A 20,909-nucleotide genomic window follows, 5' to 3' on the forward strand; every position below is an offset into this window, starting at 1 on the left:
TTGGGATTTATTCGCAACTTTTAAGTTCTAAAGGCGTCTACACTATGTCGAAGGTTGTCAGTTGGCATGCCATCAAGAACGCTCGATTGGGGGCGGAATACTAGAGTCTTAGAGGTGAAGAATGAAGAAATTTGCTTTTATGCTGTTGCTGCTGCTCTTTGTTGTGGTGCTGCCAGGGCATGGACAAGCCGCTGCTGGCCAGAACAAGATCTTCCTGGATGGCCAGGAACTGAATGCAGGACAAGACGTTCCGGTGGAAAATGTAAATAACTCCATCATGGTGCCGCTAAGAATGATCGCTGAGAACCTTGGATACAAGGTGGATTGGAATCAGACAAGCAAGACCATCAAGATTGAACAGCAGGGAAAGGCCATTCAGCTGATCGTAGATCAGACTGCGGCATCCGTCGATGGCAAGACGGTAATTATGTCAACGGCCCCTCTCCTGCGGAACGGCACGACGCTCGTACCGATCCGGTTCATTGGTGAGCAGTTCGGACTTACGGTCAAATGGGATAACACGAAGAAGGTTGTAGATCTTATTACCCCGCCGGTTTCCGAGCCTAACATTGACCCGGAACAAAGTAATGGGGACGGAGGGACGGTTGTAGTGCCGCCGGGAGAACCCTCAAGCAGCCTGAGCATGATCAACGGCATCAGCTTCAATGAGAACCGGTTCACGATTGCCATAGACGGCAATGCCGAGCCTAAGGTCTCTAAGATCAGCGGACCGGACCGAATCATCGTTGATCTGCCGAATGCCACGTTCTCGGATATATTCGGAACAGGACAAATACTTGATCCTGACCTGAACGGGAACCTGACAGTTACGGATTATCCGGATGTCTCCGGTATCCGCTATTCGCTGTATAGCACTAATCCTTATACTGTCCGATTTGTAATTGATCTTAATACCCCCAAAAATTATAGCGTAGAGGTATCGGGAGATTCCTCCAAGCTCATTGTCATTGATTTGAACGCACAGGCTCCAGGCGACACTTCAACGCAGCCCGGCAACAGCGGGCGTAAGCTGGTTGTGCTCGATGCCGGACATGGCGCGAAGGATTCAGGGGCTGTAGGCGTTACCGGCAAATATGAGAAGAATTTCAACCTGGCTGTGATTCTGAAGGCGGCTGCGCTGCTGAGGCAGGAGAACAAGATTGACGTGGTGCTGACGCGCAGCGATGATACCTTCCTGGAACTGAAGGAAAGGGCGGCAATCGCCAATAACCTCGGTGCAGATTTGTTCATATCCGTTCATGCCAACAGCAGCGGATCAGCGGCTGCGAGCGGAACGGAGACCTACTATCAGCGGGACGCGAGCAAGGCTCTGGCCAATGTGATGCACAAGTATCTTGTGCAGGCAACCGGGCTTAGCAACAGGGGAGTGCGTTACGGCAACTTCCATGTGATACGCGAGACGAAGATGCCTGCGGTACTGCTTGAGGTGGGCTATCTCAGCAATAAGAAAGACGAGGCTCTGCTGTTCACTGAAGCACTGCAGAACAATGTAGCCGCATCAATGGTCAGCGGAATTAAAGAGTATCTCGGGATTCAATAACAACAGGCGGCAGCAGGGGCCGCAGAGTCGGATAAAGACCCTATATTGCGGTCAAAAGGACTTTGCGGTCCCTCCTGCCCATATTCATCTGAGGGGGTTAATCAAATGAACAAGAAATTGACATATGCAGGGATCGCTGCGCTGCTGCTTCTCGTAATTTCGGGCTGCGGCGACAAACCTACTGCTGCACCGGCCGATGCGTCCGGTCAGGATTCAACCTCGGTATCCAGCGGCGCTGAAGGAAACAATGCCGGGAATGACAGTACCGTTAGTCCCGCTGCCACACCGGCAGCTACAAGCACGCCTGAGCCTGCAGCAACGGTTACTCCGGCGGCTACGGAGGCACCGGCAGTGCCTGAGAAGCAGAGCCTCAAGATCAAGACGTATTATACAGACCTGCAACAGAACGACTTGATTCCTGCTGATGTCTCCATCACCTTCAAGAATGCGGAGGAGAAATATAAGGAAGCCTTCAAAACACTCCAGAAGAGCGATAATGCTGACCAGATTCCGCTGTGGAACAAGATTGAACTGAAATCACTTGAGTTCTCCAATGGACAGATTGTGATGGATATTCATAAGCCGGATGAGGCACAGCTTGGCGCAGGCGGCGAGGCTCTGGCGATCGACGCATTGTCCAAGATGTTCTTCCAGTTCGATGAAGTGAAAAATATCGATGTGCTGGTAGACGGAGAACAGGTGGAGAGTCTGATGGGGCATGTGGATCTTATGCATCCCATCACCCGCGAGAACAACGGATTGTAGGCTATTTGGCAGGAATAAGCCGGATGGCTAACGAAATTAACAACATAGAAAATCCAGATAAGCCATAGAGAGGGGAATATCGAATTGTCCGGTCCAAAACGATTAAAGCGTACGGTTCAATCTTATTCTGTAAAAGCGGTATCTGCCGTTCTGGCCGGTGCGATGGTGCTTGGCGGGGCAGGCGCTGCCTTTGCCGACAACGCTTCAACCGGAGCAACCGTTGCTGCAGCGACTTCGCAGACGGCTGCAACTAGTTCAGGGATCTTCAGTGATGTCAAGACAGGCTTCTGGGCCGAAAAGCATATCTATAAGCTGGCAACCCAGGGAATTGTGGTCGGCAATAACGGCCTGTTCCGTCCTGGCGATTCTGTGACCCAGCAGGAAGCGGTGCTGATGGCGCTACGCTTCATGAAGCTGCAGGGAAATGTGAACACCAGTACCGAAGTTGCGCTGCCTAATGATTTCCTTGTTACGAACTATTATAAGCCATATGTAATCCTGGCCTTTCAGCAAGGACTGCTGGATAAGACCACGGAGATGGCTGCAGATAATCTAAAAAGCTCGTGGGGCGAGCGAAAGGCCAGTCGTGAATGGGTCGCTGAGCTGCTGATTCGTGCGCTTGGCCAGAGTGCATCCGCTTCTGCGGCTGCGGGCCGGCCGACAGGCTTTGCTGATGATGCCAAAGTGTCCGCGAACAAACGCGGCTATATTAACACAGCGGTGGAGCTGGGACTGGCTAACGGGCTAACCGGCAACCGCTTCGATCCGCAAGGCGCTGTGACCCGTGCACAGCTGGCTACCTTCTTCAGCCGTGCTGAAGCGCATAATAGCCTGGAATACGACAATACGTTCAAAGGAACAATAAGTGCTCTCAAAGACGGCAAGCTGGGATTGTACACTAACGGCAATACGCTGGAATTCACTCTGAATGCCAATACCGCCTACTACACCAGTACCTCCGAGAATCGCATCACATTGAACGAGATCCAGCCCTATACGAAAGTAACTGTAATTGGAGCTACCTATAGCGCAGCATATGTAGAGCTGACAGACCCGGCAGTTCAGGTTGAGCAGGCGGAAGGTGTATTCACCAAGCATACGCCGGGTATCATCTGGGTCGATTCCGCGAACGGATATGATCAGTATCCCTACGATTCAGGCACGGCTTTCCTGGATGTGAATGGAGCCGTTATTCAGCCTGCTTCGATTACCGCCGGCAGCAAGCTTACGCTGCTGCGTGAAACCTTCACCGGTTCCCGCAAGGTTGTGAAGGTGCAGGTCACTTCCGGTATTGTGAACAAGACGGCTAAAGGCACGGTTCAAAGCGTTGACACTGCTGCCAAGAGCATTACATTCAAGAATGCCGACGGCACAGTTGAAACCTTCAAATGGGAAGAAGGGACTACGCTGTTCAGCTCCCAGAGCTCTATTATTCAGCCCGCAGAGCTGAAAGCCGGTGCTGCTGTCTCGTATACCATCAAGGATAATGCGATCCGTTCCGTGGAAGTAACCTCGGGAGTGGAACGCATAGTGAAGGGCTTCATCTATGAGCTGACAGATTCGACGATAGTCTATCAGAAGAGCGATGGCACCCGTGAGGTTAATCTGCTTGCTACTAATCCGGCCATTGTGATTCCGAACGCCGTAAGTCCGGTGATGGCTGACCTGATTGCTGACAAAACAGGCGGAGACAATGTGCAGCTTACGCTGAACAGCAATGATCAGGTGACCAAGATTGAGGTGCTGAGCCGTCAAATTGAACAGTACACTGCTGCTACCGTTGTGGATTATAACACTAAGACCCAGTACCTGACCTTCACGGACAATAACGGCAAGGCTCATGTGGTCAAAATGGATGAGAAAACAAAGATGTCGTACGGCGGACTGCTTACCACTTCGCTGACCACGATGGGGTCCAGACTGGTTGAGAACCGCAAGATTGATGTGACCTCCATTAATGAGCGTGCAATGTCTGTTGATTTGACGACCAAATATTCCGGCACCCTGACGGCTATCAATACTTCGGCCAGAACGATTGTGTTCAAGCTGGGCAACGGACAATTGCTGACGATGTCTTATCCGCAGGCCATTGAAATGTTTGGCAAAAGCGGGGCAGTCATCACCGATGTTCCGCTCAATGTGCCGGTAACGGCAGTGCTTGCCAGCAATCAGGAGCTCATCTCTGTGCTGCGTGTGAACGGGTCGTCCCAGTTCGAGATTGCTACCATCAATGCGGGCACTAATAAAATGACCGTGAAGCTTGAGGATGGCAGCAACAGCAGCGAGCTGAACCTGGCGAATGTGCCGCTTACCAACGAAGCAGGCCAGAAGATCGCGCTGACTGAGCTGAAGGCCGGAGATTTCGTGAATCTCAGCTTCGACGGTTCCACACCGCTGTCCCTGCAGACGGTTAAACAGGTTGCCGGACAGGTAACGGCAGTGGATGCCGCAGCAGGTACGTTCACCGTGAAGGATTATACAGGAGCCTCCCAGCCTTTCACTGCGGGCAGCGGAGTGAGAATCCTACGGGACGGTGTTGCAACGAACGCTCTGAGCGGACTTACCACAGCAGACCGGGTATTGGTGCGTAAGGATGCCAGCGGTGTAGTGATCATCTCCGTGTTCAGTCAGTTGAACCGGACGTTCGCCCGTTATGAGAGCGCAACGAATGAAATATTGACCAAACGCGCCACGCTGACTGAGAATTATACGTTTGGTCTTGCCCCAAATGTATATATTCATCAAGGTGACACGACTTTATCCGTGCAATCTCTCAAAGAAAATGATAATATTATAATGTATTTCAACAACGGCAAGGTTGTAGAAATTGTGAAACAATAATCGTTTTGGTGATTTTCCGTGTGAAACACCGTCTTGATCCTTGGTTTTGCCTTGGATCAAGGCGTTTTTTTTGAAATATAAGGGCAGCAGGGTGTTCGCTTGAACGCTATGAAAGTATACGATATAATGTATCTTTGCTTATATTTCTTCAGATTTGAGAAGATATGCTGTAAGAGAACTTGCAGTCATACCTGCTCCGTGGAGGGGACGCTATGAAAGCTGCAGAGGTCCGCCACATCCTGGACACTATCGGAGGCATGTTCCCTGATGCACATTGTGAGCTGAATCACAGCAACGCTTTTGAGCTTACTATAGCCGTGCTGCTCTCAGCTCAATGTACGGATGCAACAGTGAACAAGGTGACCGAGGACCTGTTTCAGAAGTACAAGGCTCCGATCGACTATATCTCAGTGCCGCTGGAAGAGCTGGAGCTGGATATCCGGCGGATTGGTCTATTCCGCAACAAGGCCAAGCATATTCAGAACCTCTGCGCAATCCTGATTGAGCAGTACGGGGGTGAAGTGCCGCAGGCCCATGATTTGCTGGTAACCCTGCCTGGTGTCGGACGCAAGACTGCCAATGTGGTCGTCTCCAATGCGTTTGGCGTTCCGGCGATTGCCGTGGATACTCATGTGGAACGGGTAGCCAAACGGCTCGCACTTGCGGGCTGGAAAGATTCCGTGCTGGAAGTGGAGAAGAAGCTGATGAAGGCGGTGCCGCGTGACGAATGGACGCTGACGCACCACCGGCTGATCTTTTTCGGGCGATATCACTGTAAGGCTCAGAATCCCGGGTGCCAGATCTGCCCGCTGCTGGATGTATGCCGGGAGGGCAAAAAACGTATGAAAACTGCTGTAATCAGGAAAGCTAAGGATCATACGAAAGCTAACCAAGAATTAGAGAAGAAGAGGATGGGATAGAGATGAAGTGCATTTCTGTATATACTGATAATTTTGAAGCGTTCTCTGATATTTTTGACCGCGTTGTGGACAGCCCGATGGAAGAGAACGAAGAGCAGGAAGTGGAAGGCATCACAATCAGCCATTCCGGCGATGTGCCTGAGTTCTACCTGGAGCGTATGTCCGCGAAGCCAGAGGTTGTCGTAATGAAAGACAAATCCCGTGGCCTGACCATTCTGCAGCACGGCAAAGTCTTTGAAATCCTGCTTCCCGTGCTGGAAACAGCTTAATTCGGTTGAAGTTGATTAGAGAGGTTGTCCCATAGCCACGAAGTGGCAAACGGGGCAGCCTCTTTTTTTGACAGATAAGAATGTATATGTTTTGGGGTCCCCGCAAAGTACCTGAGTCATCACCTACGCTAAAGCCCCACTTTGTGGGGTTATTTTGCGAACCCATATAAGCAGGATTTACGGGCGAGATTGGAATGCCATCTGCGAAATCTTGTTTTTCGTGAAGGTTTATAGCTGATTTTGTAAATGTGGACATTTGATTTGTGACGATCTGATGATAAAATATAATTGTTCTATTCTTGCAGTGAGATAAATCATACAAATGTAATAATAATGAAAGAAGCTATAGATCGCAGTGGAGGCGGGGATGTTGTGGGAGCAGAACGGGAAAGAGTGAAGCAGGTTACAGCGGGGTCGTCAGCGCTTAGGCTGCTTGAGGAGCGGCTGAGGCAATGGGGAGAACAGAAGAGTGCGCAGATCGTAGCGGATCTAAAGGTCAAGGAGCAGGCAGATGAGCTGACACTCGCATTCTGCGGACATTTCTCGGCGGGAAAGTCGAGCATGATTAACAAGCTCTGTGGTAAGGCCGTGCTGCCTTCGGGTCCGGTTCCAACCAGCGCCAATATTGTATCGATCCGCAGCGGAGCACCGCAGGTGCTGCTTCATCCGGTGGACGGAAGCACCGGAGGGAATCCCGGCGTGATCAAGACTACGCCTGACCGGCTTCAGGATTACTGCCGCCAGGGAACTGAATATTCAGCGATAGAGGTGTGGGAGGATGTCCCGGTGCTGGGTAATCACGGGGTGCTGATGGATACTCCCGGCGTAGATTCGACAGACGAGGGCCATCAGGCGGCGACCCGCTCGGCGCTGCATTTGGCAGATGCGGTGTTCTATGTGATGGATTACAATCATGTACAGTCGGAGAATAATCTGGCGTTTGCCAAAAGCCTTAGCGACTGGGGCAAGCCGCTGTACCTGATCATCAATCAGATCGATAAGCACAGAGAGCAGGAAATTCCGCTGGAGGAATACCGGCAGCAAGTGGAAAGCGCTTTCCGGGAATGGGGGATTCATTCTGCGGGACTGTTGTTCACTTCGCTTAAGGTGGAGGAGCATCCGCTGAATCAGTGGAAGGATCTGCTGGCGGTGATCTCCGGTCTGCTGGAGCAGCGGCAGGGGCTGCTGGAGTACAGTTTGTCCCGCTCCATGCATCATACGGCGGATGCTGTCCTGGCGGATTATCGTGAGGAGCAGCAGGAGGAGCGGGCTGCGCTGCTGGAAGAGGCAGGCGGTTCAGCAGCGGAAGCTGTGGAAGCAGAGCTCCGGGCAACGATGCAGGAGAAAGCATCGCTGGAGGAGCTGCCTGAAGAGGCGCGGCTTGAGCTGCGCAGCAGGCTGGACGCCTTGCTCGGCAACACGAATCTGATGCCGGCCGATCTGCGGGACGCGGCGGGTGCATACATCGGGAGCCTCCAGCCGGGCTTCCGGCGCGGCCTGTTCTTCACCGCTGCGAAGCGGGAGAAGGAGCAGGGAGCGCGGCTGCTGCACTGGCACAGCCTTCAGCAGAGAGAGATCACTGCCCAGCTGGAGTGGCACACTCTTCAGCTCGTGCGCGAATGGGCGGAAGGCTTGGAGCTGTGGCAGGAGGAGGCGGAGCCTCTGCTGAAGCAGGCTTTCCCGGCGGTGAGCCAGCAGTGGCTGGCGGATCAGGTGAAGCCGGGGACCGGAGCTTCGGGCGAGGCGCTGCTTAATTTCTGCCGCACGCTTGCGGCAGAGATTAAGGCGCAGTTCCGCCGCGCGGTCCTGGCCTTCGGCGAGCCGCTGCTGGATGCGCTGCCGCCACTGGTGGAGGAGCGGCGCGCGGAGCTTGCGCGCCGCGAAGCTGCCCTGCGGCGGCAGGCTGCAGCCCACGCCGCGCTGGCCGCCCTGGACCGCGCGGCTGCCGCCCGCGCGGACGCCCTTGCGGCGCTGCTGCCGCCGCGCCGCACCCTCACCCCCGGCGCGCTGCCGGGGGTGCCGCCCTTGGCGGCTGGCGCGCTCAGCGCCGCCAGCCCGGAAACGCCGCCGCGCGTGGCAGCGGCGGCAAGCCCTGCCGCCGCCCCGGCCTGGGCGGCGGGAACGGCAACGCCGGCGGGCGGGCGCCGCCGGCTGACGCAGGCCGCTGCGGCGCTGCACGCGGCGGCCGAGGTGCTGCGGAGCGAGCCGGCCATGGCCTCGGCTGCGCGCAGCCTGGCGGCGCGGGCGGAGGATCTCGCCGGCGGCCGCTTCACGATGGCGCTGTTCGGAGCGTTCAGCGCCGGCAAATCCTCCTTCGCCAACGCCCTGCTGGGCGAAGAGGTGCTGCCCGTGTCACCGCATCCGGCAACGGCTGCCGTCGGGCGGATTCTGGCGCCGGAGGGCGGCTTCGCCCACGGGACGGCGGCCATCACCATGAAGCGGGCGGAGGAGGTCTGGGAGGACATCCTCCATTCCTTCAGCGTGCTGCAACTGCCGACGCCGCAGCACGACTCGTGGACCGCAGCCGTGGCCCGGCTGCAGACCGGCGGGCTCCATCCTTCCGCGCTGCCGCATGCCGGCTTCCTGCGGGCAGCTGCCGCCGGATGGGAGGAATCCCGTCCGCTGCTCGGAACAGAGCGGACCGTCAGCCTGGCGGAATACCGCAGCCTGGTCGCAGACGAGAAGCGCGCCTGCTTCGTGCAGAGCACGGATCTGTATTATGACAGTCCGCTGACACGGAGCGGTATTGTACTAGTGGACACGCCGGGTGCGGATTCCTTACATGCCCGGCACACTGGTGTAACTTTCGGCTACATGAAGAACGCCGATGCCATCTGCTTCGTGACTTATTATAACCACGCCTTTTCCAAGGCTGACCGCAGCCTGCTTGCCCAGCTGGGTAGAATCAAAGACAGCTTCGCGCTCGATAAGATGTTCTTCATCATCAACGCCGCAGACCTTGCAGCGGACGAGGCGGAGCTTGAAGAGGTGAAGCAGCATGTGGCGCAAAATCTGCGGGCCGGAGGCTTGACCTCGCCGCGGATCTACAGCGTGTCCAGCCTGCTTGCGCTGGAGGGTAAGTCAAGCGGAGCGGCGGAAGCCTACGAGGCCTCGGGATTCGGCAGCTTTGAAGCCGCACTCTCCGCGTTCGCTGGTGATGAACTGCCGGGACTGTCTCTGGCAGCAGCCAGGGACAGCCTAAGCTCGGTGCGTGGGCGCGCGGAAGAATGGCAACGCCTTGCGCTGATGGAGGCAGACCAGCAGGAGGAAGGAATGAAGCAGTTCCGCCAGCGCCGGGAAGCGGCGAATCTGCGGCTGGCCGCACTTGCTAAGGAAGACCGTCCGCTCCGGGACCTGCGCCGTGAAGGTGCGGAGCTGCTCTATCATGTCCGGCAGCGGATTGCCTTTTCCTTCGGGCGTTCCTTTCAGGAGTCCTTCCATCCCTCCATTCTCCGGGAAGACGGAGGGAACCTGAAGGACATCTTCATCGCCTGCGGGCGGGAGCTGGAGCGCAGTATTCTGCGTGAACTGGAGCAGGAGCTGTGGGCAACGACCCTGCGGCTGGAGTCGGCAGGGCGCAGATTCGTGACCCAGGCGGCTACAGCGGCTGCAGCAGAGCTGTCCATTCCGGCTCAGGAGCTTCAGCTGCTGGAGAATCCGGATGAGCGCTGGCCGGCACCGGCGAAGCTGGACTGCATACTGGCTCCGCTGGACTGGGCCGGACTGTGGAGCCGCTTCAAATCTCCGCGCCACTTCTTCGAGGGGCCGGGCCGGGCAGAGATCCGCGCGGCTGCCGAGCCGTGGTTCAAAGAAGCGGTGGCTGCGGCGGCGCAAGGACAGGAGGACTCTCTGTTGACATTCTATACCCATGCAGCAGCAGCCGCCTTATCCCAGGCTGCAGATCAGCTGCGTGAAGGCCTGTCCGAACAGGAGGCAGCCATGTCGGCGCTGCTGAAAGGGGGTGATGGTGCGCAGCATTGGGGCCGGATCGCCGAAGAATTACGGCTTCAGGAGCAGGCTTTCGTCGTTGTATAAGAACTATAGTTTCCTCCTGTTGTGGCCAAGGTGTGCGTAAATTTGTGGTTGGGAGTTTTTGAATGATGCGTAGAGTGACTTTGTGGCTGAATGTGGCTGAAGACTCGCCGTGAGGAGCAGCAGTGTATCTGACTTCACCTAAAGGCGGAATGTATGTGAAAAACAGCATACATTGTGCTCTCAAGCAGGCGCATGGCTCAAATGTATGTGAAAAACAGCATACATTGTGCTCTTAAGCAGGCGCGTGGCTCAAATGTATGTGAAAAACAGCATACATTGTGCTCGCACGCAGGCGCGTGGCCCAAATGTAAGTGAAAAACAGCATACATTGTGCTACCATGCAGGCGCATGGCTCAAATGTATGTGAAAAACAGCATACATTTTGCCGGAGCGCAGGTAATCCCATTCATCCGTTAGGATGAATTTGTTCAATGTACTTGATAACATATCCTTGTATTTCTCAATGAAATGGTGCCGCCCCCTAAAAGGGATAGTAAAACCGTTTTCACTTGTCTGTTGAACAGCCATCTGTGAAGTTTGTAGGAAAATGTCGAAGAACGCTTGCAATCTGGTGGATGATGGATGAAAATAAAGAAGACTGAAAATTTACAATCAAACTGCGACATTTTACAGAAACAGAGAAGTCAGCAGACAAATTTGCGAAAAGAGGTTGGAGTCGACAATGTGGGGAGCTCCTTTATCAGCCCGGAGTAAAAAGCTGCTGCTGCTCGGCAGCGGTGAACTGGGTAAGGAAGTCATTATCGAAGCTCAGCGCCTTGGCGTAGAGACCGTAGCTGTGGATCGTTATGAAGCGGCACCTGCGATGGGCGTCGCCCACCGCTCTTATGTACTGGACATGCTGGATGCAGAGGCACTGAAGCAGCTTATCCGTGCAGAGAAGCCCGATTTGATTGTACCGGAGATTGAAGCCATTGCTACCGGAGCGCTGGTGGAGCTGGAGGAAGAAGGATTCCTGGTTGTTCCTACTGCCCGTGCGGCACGGCTGACCATGGACCGCGAAGGCATCCGCCGTCTGGCGGCAGAAGAGCTGGGTCTGCCTACAGCAGCCTACCGGTTCGCTGACAGTCTGGACGAACTGCACCAGGCCGTGCTGGAGCTGGGAACGCCTTGTGTCATTAAGCCGATCATGAGCTCTTCAGGCAAAGGCCAGAGCGTATGCAGAACACCTGAGGATGCGGAAGGCTGCTGGAATACGGCGCTCGAAGGCGCTCGTGCGAAGGGAACACGCGTCATCGTGGAGGCTTTTGTTACGTTTGAGAGCGAGATCACACTGCTTACCGTCCGTTCGGTTAGCGGAACCGTATTTTGTCCGCCGATTGGCCACATTCAGCAGGACGGCGATTATGTAGAGTCCTGGCAACCGCATCAGATGAGCGGAGCGCAGCTGGAAGAGGCTGAGGCCATCGCCCGGAAGGTTACCGATCAGCTTGGCGGTTATGGAATTTTTGGTGTGGAGCTGTTTCTCACCGCGGATGGGGTTCTGTTCAGTGAAGTGTCCCCCCGGCCGCATGACACAGGTATGGTTACGATGATTACGCAGGATTTGTCGGAATTTGCTCTGCATGTCAGAGCCATTCTTGGATTTCCGCTGGAAGCGGTACGTTTGTTGACACCGGGAGCTTCGGCCACCCTGAAGACTGATGGAGCCGGACAAGCATTTGCGGTGACCGGGATTGAAGAGGCGCTGGCTCTTCCCCGCACGCAGGTCCGGATATTCGGCAAGCCGGAGATCCGCCCAGGACGGCGGATGGCAGTAACACTCAGTTCAGCGGAAGATATTGAGATCGCGCGGATGACGGCCAAGCAGGCTGCATCTAAGCTACAAGTGGAGGTATACAAGGATGAACAGTAGTACTCAGGAGCAGGTACTGCAAATTCGCAAATGCGGCATGAATGATCTGGAGAGAGTGACAGCCCTTTTGCGTGAATTCGGCTATCCGACAACGCTTAGCGTGATGAAAGAGAGAATGGAAGGCATGGAGCATGATCCGTTCCACTGCACACTCGTCGCAGAGCTCAATAACGAAGTTGTGGGAATGATCGGTTTACGGCAGGTGAAGTCCTACTACAAGCATGCCGATTGTATTACGGAGATTACCGCGCTGATCGTAGCAGAGGAGCTTAGAGGACAAGGCCTTGGCAAAAGACTCGTAGCTGCAGCGGAAGAATGGGCACGCCATCAGGGCTGCTGCCAGCTGTTCCTGCGGAGCGGCAATCGCGTTGAACGTGCACCTGCACATGCGTTTTACCGCCATATCGGCTTTGAAAAGACAACAGGCTACCGCTTCAATAAAACCCTGCTATAATCCTATACGTGTAACCGAACATCCCCATCCCGGCGTAATCGGGATGGTTTTTTTTGGAGATAGCGCGGCAACCCCGCCGCAGCTTGTCGGGAATGCTCCCCGCTCCGCCTTCTCCCCGAGGCTACCCCGGAATTTAGTGGAAAAAGAGCATCTATTTCGCCCGAAATTCCCGTGTCCAAACTAGCAGTTGGAAAAAGTACATCTAATCGTCCATAATCCCCGCATTATGAGTAAATACGCGGAAATAAATGTAATTTATCCACTTAAAATATCCTAATTGGTTAAAATAATAAAATTAAGTATACAAAATCCACTTGTTGTTTATATAAATTAGCACTTAAAGAAGCGGAGGGGAAATTAGGAACTGGAGGAGCGATAGCGTCCGCCTGAAAGCTTTCCGAAGGAAAGCTCGCATCGTAAGAAAAGCTGCGTTTGGATTTCTACCGCGAGTAGCGGTTAAAATCAAGAAATCCAAACTGGGCAGCGGCGGGAGGGCCAAATGTTCACCGCAGCGACGACCAAGCTTTGAGTTCTAATCTTGAGTGTCCCTAATCTTAAATGCCTCTAACCTATGTACATAATTTCCGCTTGCGTTATATCAGGCAACGCTATATAGTAAATTGCTCCTATTCACTACAGTTGTCACTCTATCATCCACTAAAGTGTCTCCCAAGACCCGCAGCCTTCTCTATTTTAAACATAGATCGGGCCATTTGAATCAGCTATTATAGTTCTGTGAACCTCCATATTCTATGCCGAAGAGGGATGAAGCATGTACAAATTAATACTCGCCGAAGACGAGGAAGATGTAAGAGAAGGCATTATCGCCCAGATTGACTGGGAGCAGTACGGCTTCGAGGTCGTTGAGCAGGCTGAGAACGGGCGGGAGGCGGCGGATGCGACCGACCGGCTGCTGCCGGATGTGGTCGTTACTGATATTCAGATGCCCTTTATGAATGGCCTGCAGCTTGCAGAATGGATACGCAGCCGCCATCCGAATACGAAGATTATCATTCTGACCGGCTATGATGAATTCGAATACGCCCAGAAGGCGATTAAGCTGCAGATTGATGAATATATCCTGAAGCCCTTCTCGTCCCAGGAGCTGATTGATGTTCTGCTGAAGGTTCGCGCCACGATCGAGACCGAGATCGCCGAGAAGGAGAATGTGTTCGTGCTGAGCGAGCATTACCGCAAGAGCCTGCCCGTTCTGCGCGAGCAGTTCCTCTCTACCCTGGTGTCCCGCCGCCTGCGTTCCGCAGAGATCGCTGAGAAAAGCACAGAGTACGGCATCCCCCTCACCGGTGAATGCTTCCAGTCCTCCGTGATCAGCATCGATTATATCCGCCCGGACCATTCTACCGCCGTTCAAGCTCAGCGGCCCGTGTCCCTGCGGGATACCGGCGACCGTAATCTCCAGCTCTATGCTGTGCTGAACATCGCGGAGGAGATCTGCCAGAAGCATGGCTTCGGCAAGGTATTCATCCACCGGGATGATGTTGTGCTGCTCTCGGTCAGCCAGAGCCCGGAGGAGAGCGACATTACCGCCAGAACCTTCGCCATTCTCGAAGAGATCTGCCAGAATGTGCAGCGCTTCCTGAAGTTTACCGTAACCGCCGGGGCCGGAACCGTCTGCAAGGCACCGTCCATGCTGTTCCATTCCTTCGGGGATGCGCTGCAAGCGCTTGATTACCGGCTGATCCTCGGCAACAACCGGGTCATCTGGATTGAGGATGTGGAATCGCGGTCCAGCCGGATGCTGGACTATGATGAGCTGACCCAGCAGTCGCTGATCCGTACGATCAAGCTGGGCACCATTCAGGAGCTGCGGGAAGTAGTGGACGAGCTGTTCCGGGGACTGGATACGGAGCAGGTCTCGGCGCAGGATTATCAGATCTTCCTGCTGGAGATCATTACCTCCATTCTGCGGGTGGCGAAGGAATCCGGGAGCGGAACGAATGATTTTATCGGACCCGGCCTGACCTCGCTTAGCGATATGAACAAATTCAACAACCTGGAAGAAGCCCGGCAGTGGATTATTACCGTATGCAGCCGGCTGATGGATTCCATCGCTTCGGAGCGCCAGTCGAGCTACAAGCAGCTCATTGACCAGGCTAAGGAATATATCCGCAGCCACTATGAAGAATCCGATATATCCATCGGCAGGGTGTGCCAGCATCTGCATATCAGCACAGGCTATTTCAGCAGCATTTTCAAAAAAGAAATGAAGATGACCTTCGTCAGCTATCTGCTGCAGATCCGGCTGGAGGCCGCCAAGGAGCTGCTGCGTTCCACCGAGCTGAAGGCGTTCGAGATCGCCGAGCGGATCGGTTTTGCCGACCCGAACTATTTCAGTTTCTGCTTCCGCAAGAAATACGGACAATCCCCCAAAGAGTATAAGAACAGCGCGCGGGGAGAATAGCCATGAACAAGCCGAGGGGTTATTTCTTCCCGTTGCGGCCGGGGTCCCGCAAGAGCGGCAGGCTGCGCCTGTCCTCGAAGCTGCGGAGTATCCAGCTGATCATCATGCTGACGTTCATGGCGGTGACTGCGGCAGTGGCCGTGATTGTAAGTGTGATGCTGTACGGCAAGTTCGCCAACACGGCGGAGGAGAATGCCAATCTCAACATGCAGCAGATCATCGAGCAGGTGAACTATAACCTGGAGCTGTATGTGAAGGGGATGGGCAGTATTTTTGCGACCGCCGAGAAGCAGATTACCTCTACGCCCTCCATCGATTCCCCGCTGCTCTATGAACGGATGGATACACTGATGAGCAGCCGCGAGGATCTGGTGTCAGTGGCTGTTTTTACCCCGCAGGGGCAGTATGTCGTAGGGACGCCGGGGCAGACGATGCGCATGAACACAGGGCTGGAGAGCCAGAGCTGGTTCACCACAGCCAAGCGTACCTCGGAGATCTCCTATTCCGCACCGCATATCCAGAATTTGTTCAAGGGCAGGTATACGTGGGTGGTCTCCATCTCCAAGCTGATTCAATACAGGGAGAACGGGGAGCTGAGAACCGGTGTGCTGCTGCTGGACTTCAACTTCAGAACAATTGACGAACTTAGTAAGCAGGTCAAGCTGGGCAAAAGAGGCTATGCCTACATCCTCGACCCGCTCGGCAATATCGTCTATCATCCGCAGCAGCAGCTCATTTACGCCGGGCTGAAGTATGAGAATGTGGAGCCGGTGCTGGAATACGCCTACCGCAGCTATCTGGACGAATCGACCGGGGAGAAGCGCTTTATTACCGTACGCACGCTGGCGCAGACCGGCTGGAAGATTGTCGGGGTCGCCTATTACGATGAGATTGTCACCACCAAGCGGGATCTGAACCAGTTCCTGGCGTGGTTTCTTGGTGTTGTTCTGGTCTGCGTGATTGCGGTGTCGGTCTTCCTGTCCTGGCTGATTGCCAGCCCGATCCGCAAGCTGGAGCGTACCGTGAAGCAGGTGGCGGAGGGGGATCTGAATACGCCGATTAATGTTAGCGGAGCCTATGAGGTAGAGCAGCTGTCGAGGCGCTTTAACATGATGCTCCAGCGTATCCGCCAGCTGATGGAGCAGATCATTTATGAGCAGGAAACGAAGCGCAAGGGTGAGCTTGAGGTGCTGCAATCGCAGATTAACCCGCATTTTCTGTACAATACGCTGAATTCCGTCATCCGGCTGGCAGAACGCGGCAAAACGGATGAAGTCGTCACCATGATCCAGTCGCTCTCCAGATTCTTCCGCATCAGCCTCAGCAAAGGCAAGAATATTATCACCATCCAGGAAGAGCTGGACCATATCCGCCATTACCTGGTGATTCAGAGCTTCCGCTTCAGGAAAAAATTCCGTTATGAGATCACGGCGCAGGAAGAGGTCCTAGAGTGCCAGACGATTAAGCTGATTCTGCAGCCTATCGTGGAGAACGCGCTCTATCACGGGATCGAAATGATGCCGGACGAGGGGCTGATCTCGATCACCGCCGGGCTTCAGGACGGGCTAATCATCATCAGGGTCAGCGACAACGGCCTGGGGATGTCCAAGGAGACGGTGAACGGCATTCTAAGCGGAAGCGTCAAAAGCACCAGCGGATCAGGGGTCGGTGTCCGGAATGTGCACGAACGGATCGGCCTGTATTACGGGCGGGAGTACGGGCTTGCTTTTCAGAGTGAGCTGGAAGAGGGGACGGTTGTTACGATTGTGTTTCCGGCCCGCCCGGCGGGAGAGGCTATGGATGAGCAGAAGGAGGAGACGAACCTGTGAAAAGCCTGCGTGTATGGCTCACCGTGCTGCTGTGCGGAGTGCTGTGGATCTCTGTGTCCTCTTGTTTCAATGCCTCGCCAGCCTATATCAGCACCAGCAAGACGCGGAATATCCACCTGATTGTCAAGATGAACAAAGGGGATTACTGGAACACCCTGAAGCTCGGAGCAGAGGCTGCGGCGAAGGAATTCAATGTCAATCTGACGTTCAAGGCGCCGGATTCGGAGAGTGATATTGAGGAGCAGGTCGTCATGGTAGAAGATTCCATCCAGGAGAAGGCGGATGTGATTATACTCGCGGCCAGCAGCTATATGGGACTGGCGCAGGTCGTGGACCAGGCGGCGTATTCCAGAATTCCGGTGATCTCCGTCGATGCGGAGGTTGGCTCGGCCAAGGTTCGGACTTACGTGGGGTCGAACGGCTACGAGGCCGGACAGAAGTCCGCCGAGCGGCTGATTCAGCTGCTCCAGGGCTATGGCGAGATCGGGATTATTAACTTCACCAATTCGTCGCTTACACCGGACTCCGGCAAGACTGGCAGCATCGACTATGGTGCGCGGGATGCAGATGAGCGGGAAAAGGGTTTTTTGAATTATGCCGCCCGCTTTCCTAATGTTAAGGTCGTACAGATCGCCTACACCTCCTCCAGCACCTCCGACGCCGAAAATCTGACCCGGGAGATGCTGAACAAGTATCCCAATCTGCGCGGTATTGCCACCCTGAATGAAATTGCTTCACAAGGCGCGGCCAGGGTGATTCAGGGTCTTAAGAGGGATAGTGTGAAAATGATTGCTTTTGACAGCTCGCCCTCCATGATGGAGTCGCTTCAGGATGGCACTGTGCAGGCGACCGTCATTCAGAATCCGTTCAGCAACGGGTATCTGGCGGTGAAATATGCCGTGGAGGCACTCGAAGGCATGGATATTCCCGAACGCGTGGACACGGGCACCAAGCTCATCGATCTGGAGAATATGCTGTGGCCTGAGAATCAGAAGCTGCTGTTCCCGTTTGTAAGGTAGCAGAAATTTAAGAATTAAACATTAGAATTTTCATGGAAATGAGTAGGATTTTATATTCGCAACCGTTTTCACGTAGGGCATAATAAGGATGTACCCGGGACACACCGGGATCATCCCAAATAAAGAAATATCCTCAGGAGGTCAATTAGACATGAAAAAAATCACTTCCGTTCTACTTGCAAGTGCATTGCTGGGTGCTGCTCTCGCAGGCTGCGGCGGCAACAATAACAAGGCGGCTGACGCTGCTAACACAGGAACTGCGGCTAACACGGCAAATTCCGGTTCCGCTGAGACTCCGAAGGTCGGCGTAGCGATCTACAAATTCGACGACACGTTCATGACGGGTGTCCGCAACGCCATCGATGCTGCTGCCAAGGGCATTGCCACTGTTGATATCGTAGACAGCCAGAATTCCCAGCCTACACAGAACGATAAGGTGGATCTGTTCATCACCAAGAAATATAACGGCATGCTGATCAACCCGGTAGACCGCACCGCTGCGGGCGTCATCATTGACAAAGCCAAGACAGCGAACATTCCGGTGGTCTTCCTGAACCGCGAGCCGCTGCCGGAAGATATGAAGAAATGGGATAAAGTCTACTATGTAGGTGCGAAAGCTGAAGAGTCCGGCACCATGTCCGGCCAGCTGATCGTGGACTACTGGAAGGCACACCCTGAAGCGGACAAGAACGGCGACGGCGTGCTGCAGTATGTCATGCTGAAGGGCGAACCGGGACATCAGGATGCAGAACTTCGCACCACATATTCCATCCAGGCAATCGAAGATGCAGGCATCAAGGTGGAGAAGCTGGCTGAAGATACCGCGATGTGGGATCGTGTAAAAGGCCAGGAGAAAATGGCTGCCTTCCTCGGCTCCCATGGCGACAAGATTGAAGCCGTACTGGCCAACAATGATGACATGGCACTCGGCGCCATCGAAGCTCTGAAGGCTCAAGGCTACTTCAGCGGCGACAAATACATGCCGGTTGTCGGCGTGGATGCAACAGCTCCTGCGGTTCAGGCTTTGCAGGATGGAACGATGCTCGGTACCGTACTGAACGATGCCAACAACCAAGGTAAAGCAGCGATCACCCTGGCCGCTCTGCTGGCTAAAGGCGAAACGCCAACCAAAGAGAACGTAGGCTTCGACATCACAGACAACCAGTTTGTATGGATCTCCTACAAAAAGATTACCAAAGACAACGTAGCAGACGCGCAATAATCCGTTAACAGGTGCAAGGCTACAGATACAGATACGTATCATAGATACCAGTCCCGGAGGGCGCTGCAATGCGCTCTCCGGAATTCCTTACGGGTAGGGAGCAGGATGGAACCGCTGTGCCTCTCATGGAAAAAGACAAAAAGCGTAGGGGGCGTAACAACATGGCAAATACGGAATTTTTGCTGGAAATGAACGGCATTACCAAAGAATTTCCCGGCGTGAAGGCGCTGGATGGAGTCAGCATTAAGGTTCGTCCGGGCTCGGTTCATGCACTTATGGGCGAGAACGGGGCAGGCAAGTCCACACTGATGAAATGCCTCTTTGGAATCTATTCACCGGATGCCGGTGAGATCTTCCTGGATGGTCAGAAGGCCTCCATCTCCAATTCGAGCGAAGCATTGAAGCACGGCATCTCGATGATCCATCAGGAGCTGCACCCTGTACCTTTCCGCAGCGTGATGGAGAACATCTGGCTGGGACGTTTTCCAACCAAGGGCATCGGGCCGCTTCAGTTCATTGACCACAAAAAAATGTTCACAGACACCGAAAGCTTATTCAAAGATCTGGATATCGACCTGAATCCCGAAACACTGGTGGGCAAGCTGTCTGTATCCAAGATCCAATCCATCGAAATTGCGAAGGCGGTCTCTTTTCACTCCCGCGTGATTGTCATGGATGAGCCAACCTCGTCCTTAACCAGCGTGGAAGTGGAGCATCTGTTCCGGATCATCCGGGACCTACAAAAAAGAGGCGTAGCTATTATCTATATATCTCACAAAATGGAAGAAATCCTGGAGATTTCCGATGAAGTGACGATTATGCGTGATGGTAAAAAGATCGGCACCTGGCCCTCGGCCGAACTGACCACGGACCTGATTATCTCCAAGATGGTCGGGCGTGATCTGACGAACCGTTTCCCGGAGCGTACTAATGTTCCAGGCAAGGTGTTCATGAAGGTAGAAGGTCTGACCTCACCCGAGCCCAGATCCTTCAAGGATGTGTCCTTCGAATTGAGACGCGGGGAGATTCTGGGTGTCGGCGGTCTGGTCGGCGCACAGCGAACTGAGGTTATTGAAGCATTGTTCGGACTGCGTGCAGTAAAATCCGGCTCCATCTCGATTGACGGCAAGAAGGTGAAGATTAATTCTCCGCAGGATGCCAAAAAACACGGCCTGGCCCTGCTGACCGAGGAGCGACGCGTGACAGGGATTTTCCCGGTGCTGTCTGTGCATGAGAACGGCGCCATTGCCAACCTTGACCGCTACAAGACGCCTTATCTGCTGCTGAACGGCCGCAAGAAGAAGGTTGAAGTCGATAAAATGATTGAAAAGCTGCGCACCAAAACGCCAACGACCAAGACGCAGATTATGAATCTATCCGGCGGGAATCAGCAAAAGGTGCTGCTGGCCAGATGGCTGCTCACTGAGCCCGAGGTGCTGCTGCTCGATGAGCCGACACGCGGAATTGACGTCGGTGCGAAGTTCGAGATCTATACAATCATTGCCGACCTGGCGAAGCAGGGGAAGAGCATCATCATGATCTCCTCGGAAATGCCTGAGCTGCTGGGGATGTCTGACCGTGTCATGGTGATGTCGGAAGGACGGCTTACTGGGATATTAGAAGGTGCGCAGGCTACAGAAACCGAAGTAATGCGACTCGCTGCTCAGCATTAATCAGGAACTGCACTCACAGGACGGCG

At 54.3% G+C, this 20,909-nt stretch carries 13 protein-coding genes; all 13 read left to right on the forward strand.

Annotated elements, in window-relative coordinates; all coding sequences use genetic code 11:
• Positions 1 to 121: 121 nt before the first annotated feature.
• The 13 genes from MKY64_RS06715 (at position 122) to MKY64_RS06775 (ending at position 20,883) form a co-directional block, all read left to right on the forward strand.
• The gene (locus MKY64_RS06715; RefSeq protein ID WP_036727191.1) at positions 122 to 1,561 is read left to right on the forward strand and encodes an N-acetylmuramoyl-L-alanine amidase family protein; all 1,440 of its coding nucleotides are present in this window, start codon (positions 122 to 124) and stop codon (positions 1,559 to 1,561) included.
• Between the two features lie 105 nt (positions 1,562 to 1,666).
• Positions 1,667 to 2,326 carry a GerMN domain-containing protein gene (locus MKY64_RS06720; protein WP_340951707.1) on the forward strand — a complete coding sequence of 220 codons (660 nt, stop codon included), beginning with the start codon at positions 1,667 to 1,669 and terminating at the stop codon, positions 2,324 to 2,326.
• An 84-nt stretch (positions 2,327 to 2,410) separates the two neighbouring features.
• Positions 2,411 to 5,167 carry an S-layer homology domain-containing protein gene (locus MKY64_RS06725; RefSeq protein WP_340951709.1) on the forward strand — a complete coding sequence of 919 codons (2,757 nt, stop codon included), beginning with the start codon at positions 2,411 to 2,413 and terminating at the stop codon, positions 5,165 to 5,167.
• 212 nt (positions 5,168 to 5,379) lie between these two features.
• Positions 5,380 to 6,087 (forward strand): endonuclease III, encoded by a 708-nt coding sequence (gene nth, locus MKY64_RS06730; protein ID WP_036697993.1) that lies wholly within the window; start codon positions 5,380 to 5,382, stop codon positions 6,085 to 6,087.
• Between the two features lie 2 nt (positions 6,088 to 6,089).
• A complete protein-coding gene (locus MKY64_RS06735) occupies positions 6,090 to 6,356 on the forward strand; it encodes a hypothetical protein (RefSeq protein WP_036697991.1) in 267 nt (88 codons plus the stop codon).
• A 372-nt stretch (positions 6,357 to 6,728) separates the two neighbouring features.
• Positions 6,729 to 10,391 carry a dynamin family protein gene (locus MKY64_RS06740; RefSeq protein WP_340951711.1) on the forward strand — a complete coding sequence of 1,221 codons (3,663 nt, stop codon included), beginning with the start codon at positions 6,729 to 6,731 and terminating at the stop codon, positions 10,389 to 10,391.
• 682 nt (positions 10,392 to 11,073) lie between these two features.
• Positions 11,074 to 12,264, forward strand: coding sequence for a formate-dependent phosphoribosylglycinamide formyltransferase (purT, locus tag MKY64_RS06745; protein WP_340951713.1), 1,191 nt, complete (start codon positions 11,074 to 11,076; stop codon positions 12,262 to 12,264).
• The gene (locus MKY64_RS06750; RefSeq protein WP_036732923.1) at positions 12,254 to 12,718 is read left to right on the forward strand and encodes a GNAT family N-acetyltransferase; all 465 of its coding nucleotides are present in this window, start codon (positions 12,254 to 12,256) and stop codon (positions 12,716 to 12,718) included. The genes purT and MKY64_RS06750 overlap by 11 nt, the downstream gene beginning before the upstream one ends.
• Positions 12,719 to 13,490: 772 nt before the next feature.
• Complete coding sequence (locus MKY64_RS06755) at positions 13,491 to 15,140, forward strand: response regulator (RefSeq protein ID WP_340951717.1); 1,650 nt, start codon at positions 13,491 to 13,493, stop codon at positions 15,138 to 15,140.
• 2 nt (positions 15,141 to 15,142) lie between these two features.
• A complete protein-coding gene (locus MKY64_RS06760; protein ID WP_051478720.1) occupies positions 15,143 to 16,969 on the forward strand; it encodes a sensor histidine kinase in 1,827 nt (608 codons plus the stop codon).
• A complete protein-coding gene (locus MKY64_RS06765) occupies positions 16,966 to 17,988 on the forward strand; it encodes a substrate-binding domain-containing protein (protein ID WP_036732931.1) in 1,023 nt (340 codons plus the stop codon). The genes MKY64_RS06760 and MKY64_RS06765 overlap by 4 nt, the downstream gene beginning before the upstream one ends.
• A gap of 151 nt (positions 17,989 to 18,139) precedes the next feature.
• The gene (locus MKY64_RS06770; protein WP_036732933.1) at positions 18,140 to 19,210 is read left to right on the forward strand and encodes a galactose ABC transporter substrate-binding protein; all 1,071 of its coding nucleotides are present in this window, start codon (positions 18,140 to 18,142) and stop codon (positions 19,208 to 19,210) included.
• Between the two features lie 161 nt (positions 19,211 to 19,371).
• Positions 19,372 to 20,883, forward strand: a complete 1,512-nt coding sequence (locus tag MKY64_RS06775) for a sugar ABC transporter ATP-binding protein (protein WP_036732935.1) — start codon at positions 19,372 to 19,374, stop codon at positions 20,881 to 20,883.
• The last annotated feature ends 26 nt before the right edge of the window (positions 20,884 to 20,909 follow it).

Origin of the sequence: Paenibacillus sp. FSL R7-0210 (assembly GCF_038009085.1) — a bacterium.
Classification (GTDB): Bacteria; Bacillota; Bacilli; order Paenibacillales; family Paenibacillaceae; genus Paenibacillus_AQ; species Paenibacillus_AQ silagei.